This window comes from Streptomyces sp. NPDC031121 (assembly GCF_055570615.1).
The window spans coordinates 79,185-95,910 of record NZ_JBVIGV010000012.1 but is presented as its reverse complement, the minus strand read 5'-3'; the positions used below and the strand labels follow the sequence as shown (position 1 = coordinate 95,910).

The 16,726-nt window shown below is 72.4% G+C and carries 14 protein-coding genes; 2 read left to right on the top strand and 12 right to left on the bottom strand.

The window, feature by feature from the left end; translation table 11 throughout:
* Positions 1 to 15: 15 nt before the first annotated feature.
* The 10 genes from ACZ462_RS23140 to ACZ462_RS23095 form a co-directional block, all read right to left on the bottom strand.
* A complete protein-coding gene (locus ACZ462_RS23140) occupies positions 16 to 1,497 on the bottom strand; it encodes an AlkA N-terminal domain-containing protein (RefSeq protein WP_467804685.1) in 1,482 nt (493 codons plus the stop codon).
* A gap of 186 nt (positions 1,498 to 1,683) precedes the next feature.
* A complete protein-coding gene (gene pssA / locus ACZ462_RS23135; RefSeq protein ID WP_467804789.1) occupies positions 1,684 to 2,505 on the bottom strand; it encodes a CDP-diacylglycerol--serine O-phosphatidyltransferase in 822 nt (273 codons plus the stop codon).
* Positions 2,506 to 2,530: 25 nt separating this feature from the next.
* Positions 2,531 to 3,187: a phosphatidylserine decarboxylase gene (locus ACZ462_RS23130; RefSeq protein WP_467804686.1), complete on the bottom strand. Its 657-nt coding sequence runs from the start codon at positions 3,185 to 3,187 to the stop codon at positions 2,531 to 2,533.
* A gap of 186 nt (positions 3,188 to 3,373) precedes the next feature.
* Positions 3,374 to 4,579 carry an acyl-CoA dehydrogenase family protein gene (locus ACZ462_RS23125; protein ID WP_467804687.1) on the bottom strand — a complete coding sequence of 402 codons (1,206 nt, stop codon included), beginning with the start codon at positions 4,577 to 4,579 and terminating at the stop codon, positions 3,374 to 3,376.
* A 3-nt stretch (positions 4,580 to 4,582) separates the two neighbouring features.
* Positions 4,583 to 5,095, bottom strand: coding sequence for a MaoC family dehydratase (locus ACZ462_RS23120; RefSeq protein WP_125544020.1), 513 nt, complete (start codon positions 5,093 to 5,095; stop codon positions 4,583 to 4,585).
* Between the two features lie 4 nt (positions 5,096 to 5,099).
* Entirely contained in the window at positions 5,100 to 6,119 is a 1,020-nt protein-coding gene (locus ACZ462_RS23115) for an HpcH/HpaI aldolase/citrate lyase family protein (protein WP_467804688.1), read from the bottom strand.
* The gene (locus ACZ462_RS23110; RefSeq protein WP_467804689.1) at positions 6,116 to 8,176 is read right to left on the bottom strand and encodes a protein meaA; all 2,061 of its coding nucleotides are present in this window, start codon (positions 8,174 to 8,176) and stop codon (positions 6,116 to 6,118) included. Before ACZ462_RS23110 ends, ACZ462_RS23115 begins: the two co-directional genes overlap by 4 nt.
* Positions 8,177 to 8,226: 50 nt before the next feature.
* Positions 8,227 to 9,564: a crotonyl-CoA carboxylase/reductase gene (gene ccrA / locus ACZ462_RS23105; protein ID WP_467804691.1), complete on the bottom strand. Its 1,338-nt coding sequence runs from the start codon at positions 9,562 to 9,564 to the stop codon at positions 8,227 to 8,229.
* A 439-nt stretch (positions 9,565 to 10,003) separates the two neighbouring features.
* The gene (locus tag ACZ462_RS23100) at positions 10,004 to 10,840 is read right to left on the bottom strand and encodes a TetR family transcriptional regulator (RefSeq protein ID WP_467804692.1); all 837 of its coding nucleotides are present in this window, start codon (positions 10,838 to 10,840) and stop codon (positions 10,004 to 10,006) included.
* A 166-nt stretch (positions 10,841 to 11,006) separates the two neighbouring features.
* Positions 11,007 to 12,809 (bottom strand): 3-hydroxyacyl-CoA dehydrogenase family protein, encoded by a 1,803-nt coding sequence (locus ACZ462_RS23095; RefSeq protein WP_467804693.1) that lies wholly within the window; start codon positions 12,807 to 12,809, stop codon positions 11,007 to 11,009.
* A 438-nt stretch (positions 12,810 to 13,247) separates the two neighbouring features.
* Between ACZ462_RS23095 and ACZ462_RS23090 the strand changes: the two genes are divergently transcribed.
* On the top strand, positions 13,248 to 13,808 hold the full coding sequence (locus tag ACZ462_RS23090) for an adenylosuccinate lyase (protein ID WP_467804695.1): 561 nt from the start codon (positions 13,248 to 13,250) through the stop codon (positions 13,806 to 13,808).
* A gap of 12 nt (positions 13,809 to 13,820) precedes the next feature.
* Here ACZ462_RS23090 and ACZ462_RS23085 read toward each other — a convergent pair whose 3' ends face one another.
* Positions 13,821 to 14,261: a RidA family protein gene (locus ACZ462_RS23085; RefSeq protein ID WP_467804696.1), complete on the bottom strand. Its 441-nt coding sequence runs from the start codon at positions 14,259 to 14,261 to the stop codon at positions 13,821 to 13,823.
* Between the two features lie 25 nt (positions 14,262 to 14,286).
* Positions 14,287 to 15,888: an alpha/beta hydrolase gene (locus ACZ462_RS23080; protein ID WP_467804698.1), complete on the bottom strand. Its 1,602-nt coding sequence runs from the start codon at positions 15,886 to 15,888 to the stop codon at positions 14,287 to 14,289.
* A 251-nt stretch (positions 15,889 to 16,139) separates the two neighbouring features.
* Between ACZ462_RS23080 and ACZ462_RS23075 the strand changes: the two genes are divergently transcribed.
* Positions 16,140 to 16,580 (top strand): SRPBCC family protein, encoded by a 441-nt coding sequence (locus ACZ462_RS23075; RefSeq protein WP_467804699.1) that lies wholly within the window; start codon positions 16,140 to 16,142, stop codon positions 16,578 to 16,580.
* The last annotated feature ends 146 nt before the right edge of the window (positions 16,581 to 16,726 follow it).

Sequence of the window (16,726 nt, the reverse complement as noted above, 5' to 3'; positions counted from 1 at the left end):
GGCGCCGTGTGCTCCTCAGGCGGGCAGGTGGTTGATCGGGTGGTTGTCGGTGGCCCACAGGTACTGGACGGCGTACGCGCGCCAGGGCCGCCAAGCGGCCGCGCGGGCGGTGAGCGCGGCGGGCGTGGACGGCAGGCCGAGCTGTTTCGCGGCGCGCCGCAGGCCGAGGTCGGAGGGCAGGAAGGCATCGGGGTCGCCGAGCGCCCGCATCGCGATGACCTCGGTGGTCCACGGGCCGAAGCCGGGCAGGGCGGCGAGCCGGGCGCGGGCGTCCTCCCAGTCGCTGTCGACGCCCAGCGGCAGGGAGCCGTCGGCGAGGGCGGTGACGAGGGTGGTCAGGGTGGTGCGGCGGCTGCGCGGCAGGGCGAGCGCCTCCGGGTCGAGGCCGGCGAGGGCCTCTGGGGTGGGGAAGAGGCGGGTGAGCCCGCCGGCCGGGTCGGGGTCGGCGACGGGTTCGCCGTGGGCGGCGACGAGGCGCGCGGCGTGGGTGCGGGCCGCCGCGGTCGACACCTGCTGGCCCAGCACCGCCCGTACGGCGAATTCGGCGGCGTCGACCGTGCGCGGCACCCGGCGGCCGGGGGCCTTGTCGACGAGCGGCGCCAGCAGCGGGTCGGAGCGCAGCTGCCCGTCGACGGCCTCCGGGTCGGCGTCGAGGTCGAGGAGGCGGCGGCAGCGGCTGATGGCGATGGTGAGGTCGCGCAGGTCGGTGAGGGCGAGCTGGCAGCCGATGTGGTCGGGCTGCGGGGTGAGGGCGGCGACGCCGGTGCCGTAGGGCAGCCGCAGGGTGCGCCGGTAGGCGCCGGCCCGCCACTCCTCGACGCCGGGGACGGCGGTCGCGGCGAGGTGCCCGAAGAGGTTGTCCGGATTGAGCGGGGCGCGGAACGGCAGCCGAAGGCTGATCGTGCCCGGGATGCGGGGGCCCTGGCGGGCGGCGCAGGCGGCGCGGGCGCGCAGCTCGCCGGGGGCGAGGGCGAAGACCTCGCGGACGGTCTCGTTGAAGGTGCGGATGGAGGAGAAACCGGCGGCGAAGGCGATGTCGCCCATCGGCAGCTCGGAGGTCTCGATCAGCAGGCGGGCGGTCTGGGCGCGCTGGGCGCGGGCGAGTGCGAGCGGTCCGGCCCCGAGTTCGGCGTTCAGCTGCCGTTCCACCTGGCGGGTGGAGTAGCCGAGGCGGGAGGCGAGCCCGGGGACGCCCTCGCGGTCCACCACGCCGTCCTGGATGAGCCGTACGGCGCGGGCGACGGCGTCGGCGCGGGCGTTCCACTCGGGGGAGCCGGGCGAGGTGTCGGGCCGGCAGCGCTTGCAGGCGCGGTATCCGGCCTGCTGGCAGGCGGCCGCGCTCGGAAGGAAGGTCATGTTCTCGACCTTGGGCGGTACGGCCGGGCAGCTGGGCCGGCAGTAGATCCGCGTCGTCCGCACGGCGGTGAAGAACCAGCCGTCGAAGCGTGCGTCCTTCGACTGCACGGCCCTGACGCAGCGCTCGGTGTCGGTGTACATGGCTCCCAGCATTCCGGCCCGGCCGGCGCCGGGCTGGCGGTTTTCCGACATCAAGGCTACGCGGCCTGCCCCCGCCCGGGCCCCGTACGGACGGCCGCAGCCCCCGCCCCGCCCCCGCCGGGTACGCGAAGGGCCCCCGCTGCCTGGCGGCTGCGGGGGCCCTCGTCGGTGGTGCGGTGCCGTGGGCTACGGGAGCTGGGCTGCCCGGGCCTCGCGGCGGTTGTGCCGGAAGGTGTTGGCCCGGCGGGTGGTGGCGAACAGCGGGATGGTCGCCGCCAGGGCGATCTGCAGGGCGCAGCCGGTCTGCAGCAGCAGCTGGCCGCCGGGCGCGTCGAACGCCCACGCCGCGAGCAGGCCCATGGCGCTGATGATCCAGCTGAGCATCGCGACCGCGAGGACGCCTCGCGGCTTGGGGTACTCGACGCGGCTCACCATCAGCCACGCGACGCCGACGATCGCCAGCAGGGTCGGCGGGAAGGGCAGCTCCAGCAGCACGATCGAGACGACCGTGAGGGCGCCGAAGGGGCTGGGCATGCCCTGGAACATGCCGTCCTTCATCGTCACGCAGCTGAACCGGGCGAGTCGGAGCACGACCGCCAGCAGGACGACGATCGCCGCGAGCGCGGAGACCTTCTGGTGCGCGTCGTCGGCGACCATGCCGTACACGAGCACGAAGTACGCCGGCGCGAGCCCGAAGCTGATCAGGTCGGACAGGTTGTCCAGCTCGGCGCCCATCGGGGAGCTGCGCAGCTTGCGGGCGACGATGCCGTCGAAGAGGTCGAAGACCGCAGCGAGCAGCATCAGTATCACCGCGGTCGCCGCGCTGTGCCGGGCCATGCCGGACTCGCCGCTGCCGGTGAGGTGCGGGATGAGGATCCCGGTGGTGGTGAAGTACACCGCCATGAACCCGCACGTGGCGTTGCCGAGGGTGAGGGTGTCCGCTATCGACAGCCGCAGCGAGAGCGGCATGTCGTCCTCGGCGGCCTCCTCCTCGGCGGCCTCGGGCACCCAGCCTGTGGCGGGGGTCTCCGGGTCAGTCACGGTCAATTCGGGTCACCCCCGCGGTGGTGGTCTGACCGACCTCGACCGCGACCTCGACGCCCTCGGGGAGGTAGATGTCGACGCGGGAGCCGAAGCGGATCAGGCCGATGCGCTCGCCCTGCTCCACCTTGGTGCCGGCCGGCAGGTACGGGACGATACGGCGCGCCACGGCTCCGGCGATCTGCACCATCTCGATGTCGCCGAGCTCGGTGTCGAAGTGCCAGACGACGCGCTCGTTGTTCTCGCTCTCCTTGTTGAACGCCGGGACGAACCCGCCGGGGATGTGCTCCACGGACGTCACCGTGCCCGCGAGGGGCGCGCGGTTGACGTGGACGTTCAGCGGGCTCATGAAGATCGCGACGCGGGTGCGCCCGTCCTTCCACGGCATGATGCTCTGCACCACGCCGTCGGCGGGCGAGATGACGCGGCCCTCGGCGATCTCCCGCTCGGGGTCGCGGAAGAACCACAGCATGCCCGCGGCGAGAGCGGTGGCGGGCACGGCGGCCGCGGCCCAGCGTCCGGACGTGCGGGCCCGGGCGAGGCTGAGCGCCGCGGTGGCGACGGTCGGCAGAAGCCACGGCGATGCTCCGCGCGCGAGGCGTACGCCGAAGAGGCTGTCGCGAGGTGCAGAGGTTTGGCTGTGGGGCATGGATGACCTTCGTAGCGGTGGATTGCCGCGCCGCAAACAGGGGGACGGGACGGCGGCTTTACTGGAATGCTATCGGTTGCGCGCGACAACTGGGCAAGCCAGAAGCCGAGTCGATGCCCGCCAGCCAGTGACTGCCAGTGATCCTTTTGCGGCGGACCCCTGGAGGATCCGCCGCAAAAGGGACTTTCAGCCCTGGAGTCGGTACTCCTCGAGCAGGCGTCGCCCAATGATCATTTTCTGGATCTCGGCAGTACCTTCACCGATCAGCAGCATCGGCGCCTCCCGGTAGAGGCGCTCGATCTCGTACTCCTTCGAGAAGCCGTAGCCGCCGTGGATGCGGAACGCGTCCTCCACGACCTCCTTGCAGTATTCGGAGGCGAGGTACTTCGCCATCCCCGCTTCGAGGTCGTTTCGTTCCCCGGAGTCCTTTTTGCGAGCTGCGTTGACCATCATCACATGAGCGGCTTCCACCTTGGTAGCCATCTCGGCCAGCTTGAACTGGATGGCCTGGTGCTCGGCGATCGGCTTGCCGAAGGTGTGGCGCTGCTGCGCGTACGAGACGCCCAGCTCGAAGGCGCGCTGCGCGACGCCGCAGCCACGCGCCGCCACGTTGACCCGCCCGACCTCGACGCCGTCCATCATCTGGTAGAAGCCGCGGCCGGTCTGACCGCCGAGGACCCGATTGGCCGGAATGCGCAGTCCGTCCATGATGAGCTCGGTCGTGTCGACGCCCTTGTAGCCCATCTTGTCGATCTTCCCGGGGATGGTGAGGCCCGGCCGGACCTCGCCGAAGCCCGGCTCCTTCTCCACCAGGAAGGTCGTCATCGACTTGTGGGGCGCCGTCCCCTCGGGGTGTCCTTCGTCACTCCGGCACAGGACGGCCACCAGCGTCGAGGTGCCGCCGTTGGTCAGCCACATCTTCTGGCCGTTCAGGACGTACTCGTCGCCGTCCCTGACCGCCTTCGACGTGATCGCCGACACATCCGAGCCCAGCCCCGGCTCGGACATCGAGAACGCGCCCCGCACCTCGCCCAGCGCCATCCGCGGCAGGAAGTGGTCCTTCTGCTCCTGCGTGCCGTGCTGCTTGAGCATGTACGCGACGATGAAGTGCGTGTTGATGATGCCCGAGACGGACATCCAGCCGCGGGCTATCTCCTCCACGCACAGCGCGTACGTGAGCAGCGACTCACCGAGACCGCCGTACTCCTCGGGGATCATCAGCCCGAAGAGCCCGAGCTCCTTCAGCCCGTCGACGATCTGCTGCGGGTACTCGTCGCGGTGCTCCAGCTCGGTCGCGACCGGGATGATCTCCTTGTCCACGAACTCGCGGACGGTCTTGAGGATCTCCTGCTGGACGTCGGTGAGGCCGGCGGTCCGGGCGAGACGCGTCATGGCTTACTTCCCCTGTTCCTTCAGCTCGGGCCGGCCGGGCTGCTCGCCGCCGCGCTCCTTGGTGTACGTCTCGGTCGGGACCATCACCTTGCGCCGGAAGACGCAGACGAGGGTGCCGTCCTGCTTGTAGCCCTTGGTCTCGACGTGGACGATCCCGCGGTCGCTCTTCGACTTCGAGGGCGTCTTGTCCAGGACCGTCGTCTCGCCGTAGATCGTGTCGCCGTGGAAGGTCGGGGCGACGTGCCGCAGCGACTCGATCTCCAGGTTGGCGATGGCCTTGCCGGAGACGTCCGGCACGGACATGCCGAGCAGGAGCGAGTAGATGTAGTTGCCCACCACCACGTTGCGGCCGAAGTCCGTCGTCTTCTCGGCGTAGTTCGCGTCCATGTGGAGCGGGTGGTGGTTCATGGTGAGGAGGCAGAAGAGGTGGTCGTCGTACTCCGTGACCGTCTTCCCGGGCCAGTGCTTGTAGACGGCCCCGACCTCGAACTCCTCGTACGTGCGTCCGAACTGCATCGGGTCAGGCCTCCGGGATCTCGAACTTGCTGGTGCGCTGCATGCCGGCCGCCCGGCCCTTGCCGGCGATGACCAGGGCCATCTTGCGGCTGGCCTCGTCGATCATCTCGTCGCCGAGCATCGCCGAGCCCTTCTTGCCGCCCGCCTCGGACGTGCACCACTCGTACGCGTCCAGGATCAGCTCGGCGTGGTCGTAGTCCTCCTGCGAGGGGGAGAAGACCTCGTTGGCCGCCTCGACCTGGCCCGGGTGCAGCACCCACTTGCCGTCGAAGCCGAGCGCGGCGGCGCGGCCGGCGACCCCGCGGAAGCCGTCGACGTTCTTGATCTGGAGGTAGGGGCCGTCGATCGCCTGGAGGTCGTTGGCGCGGGCCGCCATCAGGATCTTCATCAGGATGTAGTGGTAGGCGTCCGCCGGGTAGCCGGGCGGCTGCTCGCCCACGACCAGCGACTTCATGTTGATGGACGCCATGAAGTCGGCCGGCCCGAAGATGATCGTCTCGATGCGCGGGGAGGCCTGCGCGATCGCGTTGACGTTGTTCAGGCCCTGCGCGTTCTCGATCTGCGCCTCGATGCCGATCCGGCCGACCTCGAAGCCCATGGTCTTCTCGATCTGCGTCAGCAGGAGGTCGAGCGCGACGACCTGCTCGGCGCTCTGCACCTTCGGCAGCATGATGCAGTCCAGGTTCTGGCCGGCGCCCTCCACCACCGTGACCACGTCGCGGTAGGTCCAGTGCGTGGTCCAGTCGTTCACCCGCACGACCCGGGTCTTGCCGGTCCAGTCGCCCTCGTTCAGGAACTTGACGATGGTGTGGCGGGCCTCCGGCTTGGCCAGCGGGGCGCAGGCGTCCTCCAGGTCCAGGAAGACCTGGTCGGCGGGCAGGCCCTGGGCCTTCTCCAGGAAGCGGGGGTTCGAGCCCGGGACGGCCAGGCAGGAGCGGCGGGGCCGCAGCCGGTTCACCGGGGCCGGGCCGGAAGGGGCGCCGTGGCCGGCGGGGGTGGTGGCGGGTGCCGGGTGGGCGGTCATGCGGGGACCTCCGTGCTGATGAGGGGGCTGAGCTTGTTGGCCTTGCGGATCTCGTCGACGATACGGCCGATGATCTCCGTGATACCGAAGTCCTTGGGGGTGAACACGGCGGCGACTCCGGCCGCCGTGAGTGCTTCCGCGTCCGTCTGGGGAATGATGCCGCCCAGCACCACGGGGATGTCGCCCGCCCCCGCCGTGCGCAGGCGCTCCAGGACGTCCGGGACGAGGGCACTGTGCGAGCCGGACAGGATGGACAGTCCCACGCAGTGGACGTCCTCCGCCAGCGCCGCCGCGGAGATCTCCTCCGGCGTCAGCCGGATGCCCTGGTAGACCACCTCGAAGCCGGCGTCGCGGGCGCGGACGGCGATCTGCTCGGCGCCGTTGGAGTGCCCGTCCAGGCCGGGCTTGCCGACCAGCAGGCGCAGCCGGCCGCTGCCGAGCTCCTCGGCGGTGCGGGCGACCTTCTCGCGGACGAGCGCGAGCGGGGTGCCCTCCTCGGCGGTCACGGCCACGGGCGCCGAGGAGACCCCGGTCGGGGCCCGGAACTCGCCGAAGACCTCGCGCAGGGCGTTCGCCCACTCGCCGGTGGTGACGCCGGCGCGGGCGCACTCCAGGGTGGCCTCCATCAGGTTCTCGGTGCCCGCCGCGGCCTGCTTCAGCCGGTCCAGGGCCTGGGAGACGGTCGGGAAGACGAACGGGTCGCCGCCGCCCTGCCGGTCCGAGGACTCCTGGCGCTCGGCGCGCCAGAGGCGGATCCGCTCGACGATCGTGTCCTCCACCGCCCCGTCCACCGTCATGATCGCGGTGTCCAGGTCGGCGGTCAGCGGGTTCGGCTCGGTCTGCTGGAAGCAGTTCACGCCGACGATCTTGTCCTCGCCGGCCTCGATCCGGGCGCGGCGCTCGGCGTGCGAGGAGACCAGCTGCGACTTCAGGTAGCCGGACTCGACGGCCGCCATGGCGCCGCCCATCTCCTGGATCCGGTCGATCTCGGCGAGGCACTCGGCGACCAGCGAGTCGACCTTCGCCTCGATGACGTGCGAGCCGGCGAAGATGTCGTCGTACTCCAGCAGGTCGCTCTCGTGGGCGAGGACCTGCTGGATGCGCAGCGACCACTGCTGGTCCCACGGCCGGGGCAGGCCGAGGGCCTCGTTCCAGGCGGGCAGCTGCACGGCGCGGGCGCGGGCGTCCTTGGACAGGGTGACCGCGAGCATCTCCAGCACGATGCGCTGGACGTTGTTCTCGGGCTGTGCCTCCGTCAGGCCCAGGGAGTTGACCTGGACGCCGTAGCGGAACCGCCGCTGCTTGGGGTCGGCGATGCCGTACCGCTCGCGGGTGATCGTGTCCCAGATGCGGCCGAAGGCCCGCATCTTGCACATCTCCTCGATGAAGCGGACGCCCGCGTTGACGAAGAAGGAGATGCGGGCGACCACCTCGCCGAAGCGCTCCTCGGGCACCTGCCCCGAGTCCCGCACCGAGTCCAGGACGGCGATGGCCGTGGCCATCGCGTAGCTGATCTCCTGGACCGGCGTGGCGCCCGCCTCCTGCAGGTGGTAGCTGCAGATGTTGATCGGGTTCCACTTGGGGATGTGGTTGACCGTGTAGGCGATCATGTCGGTCGTCAGGCGGAGGGAGGGCCCGGGCGGGAAGACGTGCGTCCCGCGCGAGAGGTACTCCTTGACGATGTCGTTCTGGGTGGTGCCCTGGAGCTTGGAGATGTCCGCGCCCTGCTCCTCGGCGGCCACCTGGTAGAGCGCCAGCAGCCACATGGCGGTGGCGTTGATCGTCATCGAGGTGTTCATCTGCTCCAGGGGGATGTCCTGGAACAGCCGCCGCATGTCGCCCAGGTGGGAGACGGGGACCCCGACCCGGCCGACCTCGCCGCGGGCGAGGATGTGGTCGGGGTCGTAGCCGGTCTGCGTCGGAAGGTCGAACGCGACCGAGAGGCCGGTCTGGCCCTTGGCGAGGTTGCGGCGGTAGAGCTCGTTGGACGCCTCGGCCGTGGAGTGGCCGGCGTACGTCCGCATGAGCCACGGACGGTCTTTCTGGCGCTCTGTCATCTCAGGCTGTCCCTTTGGCCCTTGATCGGTCCGACGACGGTTCGGGTCGGTCAGACGTTCCGGAAGCGGTTGATGGCGTCGACGTGCTGGGCGCGGAGCTCGTGGTCGCGGACGCCGAGGCCTTCCTCGGGGGCCAGGCAGAGCACGCCGACCTTGCCCTGGTGGACGTTGCGGTGCACGTCGTGGGCGGCCTGGCCGGTCTCCTCCAGGGAGTAGACCTTCGACAGGGTGGGGTGGATCTTGCCCTTGGCGATCAGGCGGTTGGCCTCCCACGCCTCGCGGTAGTTGGCGAAGTGCGAGCCGATGATCCGCTTCAGCGACATCCACAGGTAGCGGTTGTCGTACTCGTGCATGTAGCCCGAGGTGGAGGCGCAGGTGGTGATGGTGCCGCCCTTGCGGGTGACGTAGACGCTCGCGCCGAAGGTCTCGCGGCCGGGGTGCTCGAAGACGATGTCGATGTCCTCGCCGCCGGTCAGCTCGCGGATCTTCGAGCCGAAGCGCTTCCACTCGCGCGGGTCCTGGGTGCGCTCGTCCTTCCAGAACTTGTAGCCCTCGGCGTTGCGGTCGATGACCGCCTCGGCGCCCATGGAGCGGCAGATGTCGGCCTTCTCGGGGGAGGAGACGACGCAGATCGGGTTGGCGCCGCCGGCGAGGGCGAACTGGGTGGCGTAGGAGCCGAGGCCGCCGCTGGCGCCCCAGATCAGGACGTTGTCGCCCTGCTTCATGCCGGCGCCGTTGCCGGAGACGAGCTGGCGGTAGGCGGTGGAGTTGACCAGGCCGGGGGCGGCGGCCTCCTCCCAGCTGAGGTGGGCCGGCTTGGGCATCAGCTGGTTCGACTTGACCAGGGCGATCTCCGCGAGGCCGCCGAAGTTGGTCTCGAAGCCCCAGATGCGCTGCTCGGGGTCGAGCATCGTGTCGTTGTGGCCGTCGGAGGACTCCAGCTCGACGGACAGGCAGTGCGCGACGACCTCGTCGCCCGGCTTCCAGGAGTTGACGCCCGGGCCGGTGCGCAGGACGACGCCGGCCAGGTCGGAGCCGATGACGTGGTACGGCAGGTCGTGGCGCTTGGCGAGGTCGGAGACCCGGCCGTAGCGCTCCAGGAAGCCGAAGGTGGACAGCGGCTCGAAGATCGAGGTCCACACGGAGTTGTAGTTGACCGACGACGCCATGACGGCGACGAGGGCCTCGCCCGGGCCGAGCTCCGGCACCGGGACCTGGTCCAGGTGCAGGGACTTGCGCGGGTCCTTCTCGCGGGTGGTGAGTCCGGCGAACATCTCCGTCTCGTCCTTGTGGACGGTGATGGCGCGGTAGGACTCGGGGACCGGCAGGGCAGCGAAGTCCTCGGCCGTCGCGGACTGCGACTGGATCGCGTCCAGGATGTCCTTCACGGTGTTGCCTCCTGGGGGTGCGCCCCGGCGGGGCCGGGGGGAGCGCTGATGAGGGTGCGCTGGGGATGCGCGGGTGGCGTGTGTGGTGGGTGCTGCTGTGCCGTCGGTCCGGCCGGAGCGGTGGTGCGGGTGACGCCGGTGGTGCGGCGTGCATGCCTGGTGACGCAGGCGTCCGGGGCGCGTTCCGTGGCCGAGTGGGCCGGGACCGCGGGGACATCCGGACGTCTTCAACGTATGGCACCCCGTGTCACCCGGCAAGGCACGGCGTGCCAAAACTTTCTCTCATTTGCCGATTGACCTGCGCAGATGAGCGATGATCGATCAGAGTTACCGATGAGTAGGGGCAACTCGGACAAACGGAAGCGGCCGCTCCCGTGAAGGGAGCGGCCGCTGTGACGCGTATCGCTTCAAGTGGTCCCGGAGGCCCCCGGGGCACCGCCTAGGCGTTGCGCAAAGCCTCCTCGATCGTCCGCATGACCTCCTCCAGCGGGGCGTCCGTACGCGCCACCGCCACCAGCACCTCGTCCTGGGCGCGCACCGCCGCGGGCGGCGCGTCCGCGCCGGAGCCGGCGGGGGAGGGCACGGCCGCCAGGGCCCGACCGGCCCCGATGCCCGTCCCGAAGGTCTTGCGCACGATCGCGAACGCGTGGTCCAGCTGCGCCTCCACGTCCCCCTGGCCGCCCGAGCGCAGCCACCGCCGCAGCACGTGGTTGTGGGCCGTCACCACCGCGGACGCGGCCACCTCCGCCAGCAGCGGGTCGTCGTTGCCGTCGTGGTGCTCCGCCTCGTCGAAATGGGCCAGCAGGTAGCGGGTGAACAGCCGCTCGTACCGGGCGACGGAGGCGATCTCCCGCTCCCGCAGCGCCGGCACCTCCCGCGTCAGCCGGTAGCGCTCCACCGACACCGCCGGGGAGGCCGCGTACATCTTCATGACCTCCTTGATCCCGCGGCACACCGTGTCGAGCGGGTGCTCGTGGGCGGGGGCCGCGTCCAGCACGGCCTCGGCGCGGGTCAGGGTGTCGTCGTGGTCCGGGAAGATCGCCTCTTCCTTGGACCGGAAGTGCCGGAAGAAGGTCCTGCGCGCCACCCCCGCGGCCGCGGCGATCTCGTCGACCGTGGTCGCCTCGTACCCCTTCGTCGCGAACAGCTCCATCGCGGCGGTCGCGAGCTCGCGGCGCATCTTCAGGCGCTGGGCGGCCGCCTTGGTGCCGGCCGCGCTCTCCGGGCTGTCGGAGGCCGTGGCGGCGCGGGACGAGGTCTTGGCGGGCTGGGACATAGAGCGAAAGTACTTCATCCGCGCCGGGGCGCGCGCCTGAGGGGGGTGGGACGGAGGTGGAGGATGCGGGGGAGGGCCCGCACTGGGCTCGGAGGGAACGGCCCGCCGTGAGGGTCCGGCGGACCCGAGCAGCCCTCCCCACGCATCCGGCTCGGGTGCCCTCCGCTTACCGGCGGGCGTACTCACGGAATCCGCGGCCCGTCTTCCGGCCCAGGCAGCCGGCCGCGACCAGGTGCTCCAGCAGCGGGGACGGGGCCAGACCCGGGTCGCGGAACTCCTTGTGGAGGACCTTCTCGATCGCCAGGGAGACATCGAGGCCGACCACGTCGAGGAGCTCGAACGGGCCCATCGGGTAGCCGCCGCCCAGCCGCATCGCCGCGTCGATGTCGTCGATGCAGGCGTAGTGCTGCTCGACCATCTTGACCGCGTTGTTCAGGTACGGGAACAGCAGCGCGTTCACGATGAACCCGGCCCGGTCCCCGCAGTCGACCGGGTGCTTGCGGATCCGCGTGCAGACGGCGCGGACGGTGGCGTGGACGTCGTCCGAGGTGAGGACGGTCCGGACCACCTCGACGAGCTTCATCGCCGGCGCCGGGTTGAAGAAGTGCATGCCGACCACGTCCTGCGGGCGCGACGTCGCCCGGGCGCAGGCGATGACCGGCAGCGAGGACGTCGTGGTGGCCAGCACCGCGCCCGGCCGGCAGACCTTGTCGAGGGCGGCGAACAGCTCCTGCTTGACCGCCAGGTCCTCGGCGACCGCCTCGACCGCCAGGTCGACCTCCGCGAAAGCGTCCAGCGAACCGGCCGGCGCGATCCGCGCGAGGGTCTCCTGCGCCGCCTCCTCCGTCAGCCGGCCCTTGGACACCGCACGGTCCAGGGACTTGCCGATCGCCGCCTTCGCCGCCTCCGCCTTCTCCAGGCTGCGGCCCGCGAGGACCACCTCGTACCCGGCCTGCGCGAAGACCTGCGCGATCCCGCCCGCCATGGTCCCCGAGCCGGCCACGCCGACCCGCGAGACCGGCCGGCCCTCGCCGAGGCCCGCGCCGTCCAGCGGCGTCTGCGCGTCCCGCACGACGACCTGGCTGCCCGGGGCCTCGTACGTGTAGAAGCCGCGCCCGGACTTCTGGCCGGTCAGCCCGGCCTCCGCCAGATGTCCGAGGATCGGGGCGGGCGCGTGCAGCCGGTCGCCCGACGCCTCGTACATGGCCTCCAGGACGGTCCGCGCCGTGTCCACGCCGATCATGTCCAGCAGCGCCAGCGGGCCCATCGGCAGGCCGCAGCCGAGCCGCATCGCCGCGTCGATGTCCTCCCGGGAGGCGTACTTCGACTCGTACATCGCGGCGGCCTGGTTCAGGTAGCCGAACAGCAGGCCGTCGGCGACGAAACCGGGCCGGTCGCCGAGCGACACGGGCTCCTTGCCGAGCTCCCGCGCCAGGGCGGTGACCGCCTCCACGGCCGGCGGGGCCGTCAGGACGCTGGAGACCACCTCGACCAGCTTCATCGCGGGGGCCGGGTGGAAGAAGTGCAGGCCCAGGACCCGCTCCGGGCGCAGCGACTCGGCGGCGAGCCGGGTCACCGACAGGGCGTTCGTGCCCGTCGCGAGGATCGCGTCGGGGCGCACGACCGCGTCGAGCTCGGTGAAGATCCGGTGCTTGAGGTCGTAGTCCTCCGGCACGACCTCGACGACGAGGTCGGCGCCGGCGGCGGCCGCCAGCTCGCCGAAGGTCCGCAGCCGGGCCAGCACGGCCTCGCGCTCCTCCTCCGACAGGTCGCCGCGGGCGACCGAGCGGGCGGTCGCGGCGGCGAGGGACTCGGTGGCGCGGCGGGCGGCGGCCTCGCTGATGTCGATGCCGATGACCTCGCGGCCGGCACGGGCGAGCACCTCGGCGATGCCGGTGCCCATCGTGCCGAGGCCGACGACGGCGATGGTCTGCAGAGCGGGCTGACCGGACGTGGACGGAAGGTCCATCGCGGGACTCCAGTGGATGAGGGTGACGACTGGGGGCGGCGCGCGGCGCACGACACGCGGCCGGGGGAACACGGGGATTCCGCACAGGAAGCCGAAGCAGGGGCGGAGCGGAGGACGGCGGACCCTGTCCCGGGGCCGCGCCGCAAGCAGAGCGCCGTCCGCGGAAGGCGGCACGGGCGCACAGGGCGGTGCGAAGGGCGCCTCGCCGCCCGCAGGGACGGCCGGGGCACCGGACCGACTGGCACGGGGCGGCTGCGTCACCAGGCCTGCCCCGAACGTGTGAAGGCAGATTAACCCGCCGGTAACTCGTTGGCCAGAGCAAGGGAGATGCCGGACGGTGTGACGTACGCCGCGCCGCAGGCGCGGCGGGGCCGCGGCCGGCCGGGCGATCACCGCAAACGCCCCCGGGGCCGGCCCGCCAAGCCCTAGGGTGGGCCGGTGACCGACGTACCGGACGTACTGGAGCGCCTCCGGGCGGAAGCGGCGGGATCGCCCCGGTACGGGGAACTCCTCGACGCCGGACCCGACGACCTCGCGGCGGCCCTCACCCGCGCCGGCCTGCCCCTGTGGGCGCGGGAACTCGCCGCCTACCGGCTGGGCCTCGCCCGCGACGCCCGCGCGTTCGAACCGCTGGTGCTGCTCCTGAACCACCGCGACCCGCCGCGCTGCGCCGCCGCCGCCCACGCCCTGGCCGCGCTGGGCGACCAGCGGACCGCCCGCGCGGCGGCCGCCCTGGCCACCAACGAGCTGCGCACGGCGTACGCGCTCCACCCGGTCCGCCTCCTGGCGGCGCTGCGCGCGCCGGAGTCCGCGCCCGCCCTGATCCGCACCCTGTCGCGGCTGCTCTCCCCCCACGACCCGTACTGGCGGGTGGCCCTCGCCTGCGTGGAGGGCCTCGGCGAGCTGGCCGACGCGCGCGCCCGCGAGGTCCTCACCCGCGCCCAGGAGCACCCCCGCCTGGCGCCGGCGGCCACCCGCGCCCTCCGCGCACTGCCCTGAGCCGCCCCGGGGTCAGGGGCTGTCCGGTTCCGGGACGACGGCGAAGGCCTCCACCTCGACGAGCAGCTCGGGGCGGACGAGCGCGGCCACCTGCACCGCCGAGGAGGCCGGGAGCCGGCCGGCCGGCATCACCTCGTCGCGGGCCGCCCGCAGGGCCGGCAGGTGCGCCGTGTCCGTCACGAAGTACGTCAGCTTCACGACGTCGTCGAAACCGGCCCCGGCCGCAGCCAGGCACCGGCGCAGGTTCTCGAACACCTGCCGGGCCTGCGCGGCGGCGTCGCCGGCGCCGACCACCTCGCCCCGCTCGTCGAACGCGCACTGGCCGGACACGGCGACGAACCGCCCGGAGCCCCAGACGACGTGGCTGTACTGCGGGCTCGGGGCCATGCCCTCGGGCGCGGGGACACGGGTGATGTGCGGGGCGGCGGAGGCGCCGGCTGCCGTGGTCGTCATGGGCGCGATTGTGCCCGCCCGGTGATCAGCTCCGGAAGCCCAGGAGCCCGTGGAGGACCGCCCCGCCCGCCGACGGCGCCGCCTCGCGCGTACCGGCGGCCGGCTGCGGCGCGGGCTGCGCGGCGCACGTCGCGTCCGCCGCGGCGCCCGTCCGCAGGTAGGCGGCCACCTTCTCGTCCAGGCAGGCGTTCCCGCCCATCGACACCCCGTGGTTGCCGCCGCCGGCCTCCACGACCAGCGCCGACCCCTTCAGCTTGCCCCGCATGGCCAGGGCGCCGCCGAACGGCGTCGCCGCGTCCTCGGTGGCCTGGAGCAGAAGCGCCGGAGGGAGGTCGGCGTTGGCCACGTCCGGGGCCTTGAGGGGCCCCGTCTTCCAGAACGCGCAGGGGGCGTTGTACCAGGCGTTGTTCCAGGTCATGAAGGGGGCCGCGGCGTGGGTCCGCCACATGTCGGCCCGCCAGCGGTTCCAGTCCGCCGGCCAGGCCGAGTCGCGGCACTGCACCGCCGTGTAGACGCTGTACCCGTTGCCCGCCGTCGGCGCGACCGCCCCGAACTTCTCGTACGCCGCCACCATCGGCGCCGCCTGCCCGTCCGCCGCGTACTTCGAGAACGCCTCGGCCAGGACCGGCCAGTAGCCGTCGTAGTAGCCGCCCGGCATGTAGGTGTCCTCCAGCTCCGACGGGCCCACCTTGCCGCCGGCCGGCTCCGCGGCCAGGGCCGCGCGCATCGCGTACCAGCGCTCCTCCACCTCGTCCGGGTCGCTCCCGAGCCGGTAGACGGCGTCGTGCTCCGCGACCCAGGACAGGAACGCCCGGTGGCGGGCGTCGAAGGCCCGGTCCTGGGCGAGGTTGTCCTCGTACCAGACCCCGTCGGGATCGACCACCGAGTCCAGGACCATCCGGTGCACCCGGCCCGGGTGCAGCTTGGCGTACACCGCGCCGAGGTAGGTGCCGTAGGAGTAGCCGAAGTAGCTGAGCTTCGGCGCGCCGAGCGCCGCGCGGATCGCCTCCATGTCGCGGGCCGCCGAGACCGTGTCGATGTACGGCAGGACGTCCCCGTGCCTGGCCTGGCAGGCCTCGGCGAAGGCCCGCACCCGGTCCAGGTTGGCCTGCTCGGCCTGCAGGGTGCGGGGCACGGAGTCCGGGCGTACGGGGTCGAAGTGCCCGGCGGCGCAGTCGAGGGCGGGCTCGCTGCGGCCGACGCCGCGCGGGTCGAAGCCGATGACGTCGTACTGGGCGGCGACGTCCTTGGGCAGGGCGGAGGCGAGGTACGGGGCGAGGTTGCGGCCGCTGCCGCCCGGGCCGCCCGGGTTGACCAGCAGCGGGCCCTGGCTCCTGGCGGCGGTGTGCGGGACGCGCGTCAGGGCGAGGGTGATCCGGCGGCCCTGCGGGTCGGCGTGGTCGAGGGGGACCTGGAGGGAGGCGCACTGCAGGGACGGGTACCGGGTGGTCGCGCAGCCCGTCCACCGCAGGGCGGCGGCCGGCGCGGCGGCTTCCCCGGGGCCGGCGGCGGGCACGGCTCCTGCCGGTGCCGCCGCGGCCGCGGCCGCCGCGGCGGCGGTGGCGACCGCCACCGCGGCGGCGGCACGCTTCTTCAGGGGACTGCGCTTGTTCAACGGGTGCAGCATGGGGCCTCCCAGCCGAGGGTTCTGGGCGGAATCGTCCCGGAAACCCCGGCCGGGAAGGCGCCACTCGACGCCCGATTGGCCCGATGGGATGAGCCCCGCACGCCCGTCCGCGCTCACCGCGCCGCACATCGCACCGGAGCCCCGGCCGGCCCCCTCGCGCGGGGCAGGTGCCCCGCCCCGATTTTGGGGCTCCGCCCCCGAGGTGGTTGGCTTGCCGGCGTCGAGGCAACACAACTGCTGGAGGATCAGGTATGGCGCAGGTCGAGGCCACCACGGAGCGGATCATCGCGGCCGACGCGGAGACCGTGTTCGACACGCTGGCCGACTACACCGGTACCCGGCGCAAGCTGCTGCCCGAGCACTTCAGCGAGTACGAGGTGCGCGAGGGCGGCGACGGCGAGGGGACCCTCGTCCACTGGAAGCTCCAGGCCACCAGCAAGCGCGTCCGCGACTGCCTGCTCGACGTCAGCGAGCCGACCGACGGCCAGCTCGTGGAGAAGGACCGCAACTCCTCCATGGTCACCACCTGGACCGTCACCCCGGCCGGCGAGGGCAAGTCCAAGGCCGTGGTGACCACCGTCTGGAACGGCGCCGGCGGCATCGGCGGCTTCTTCGAGCGCACCTTCGCCCCCAAGGGCCTCGGCCGCATCTACGACACCGTCCTCGAGAACCTGGCGAACGAGGTCGAGTAGCGAACTCGGGCCCGGGACCGGCCCGTTGCAGGCCCGCCGCCTTCCGTCCGGGGCCGCGGCCGCGGGCGGGGCAGTGCCCCGGTGGCTCACCGGATCGGGTGGAATTCCCGGCACGGGTGAGCCGCCGGCGCCCGGGCGTGGTCCGC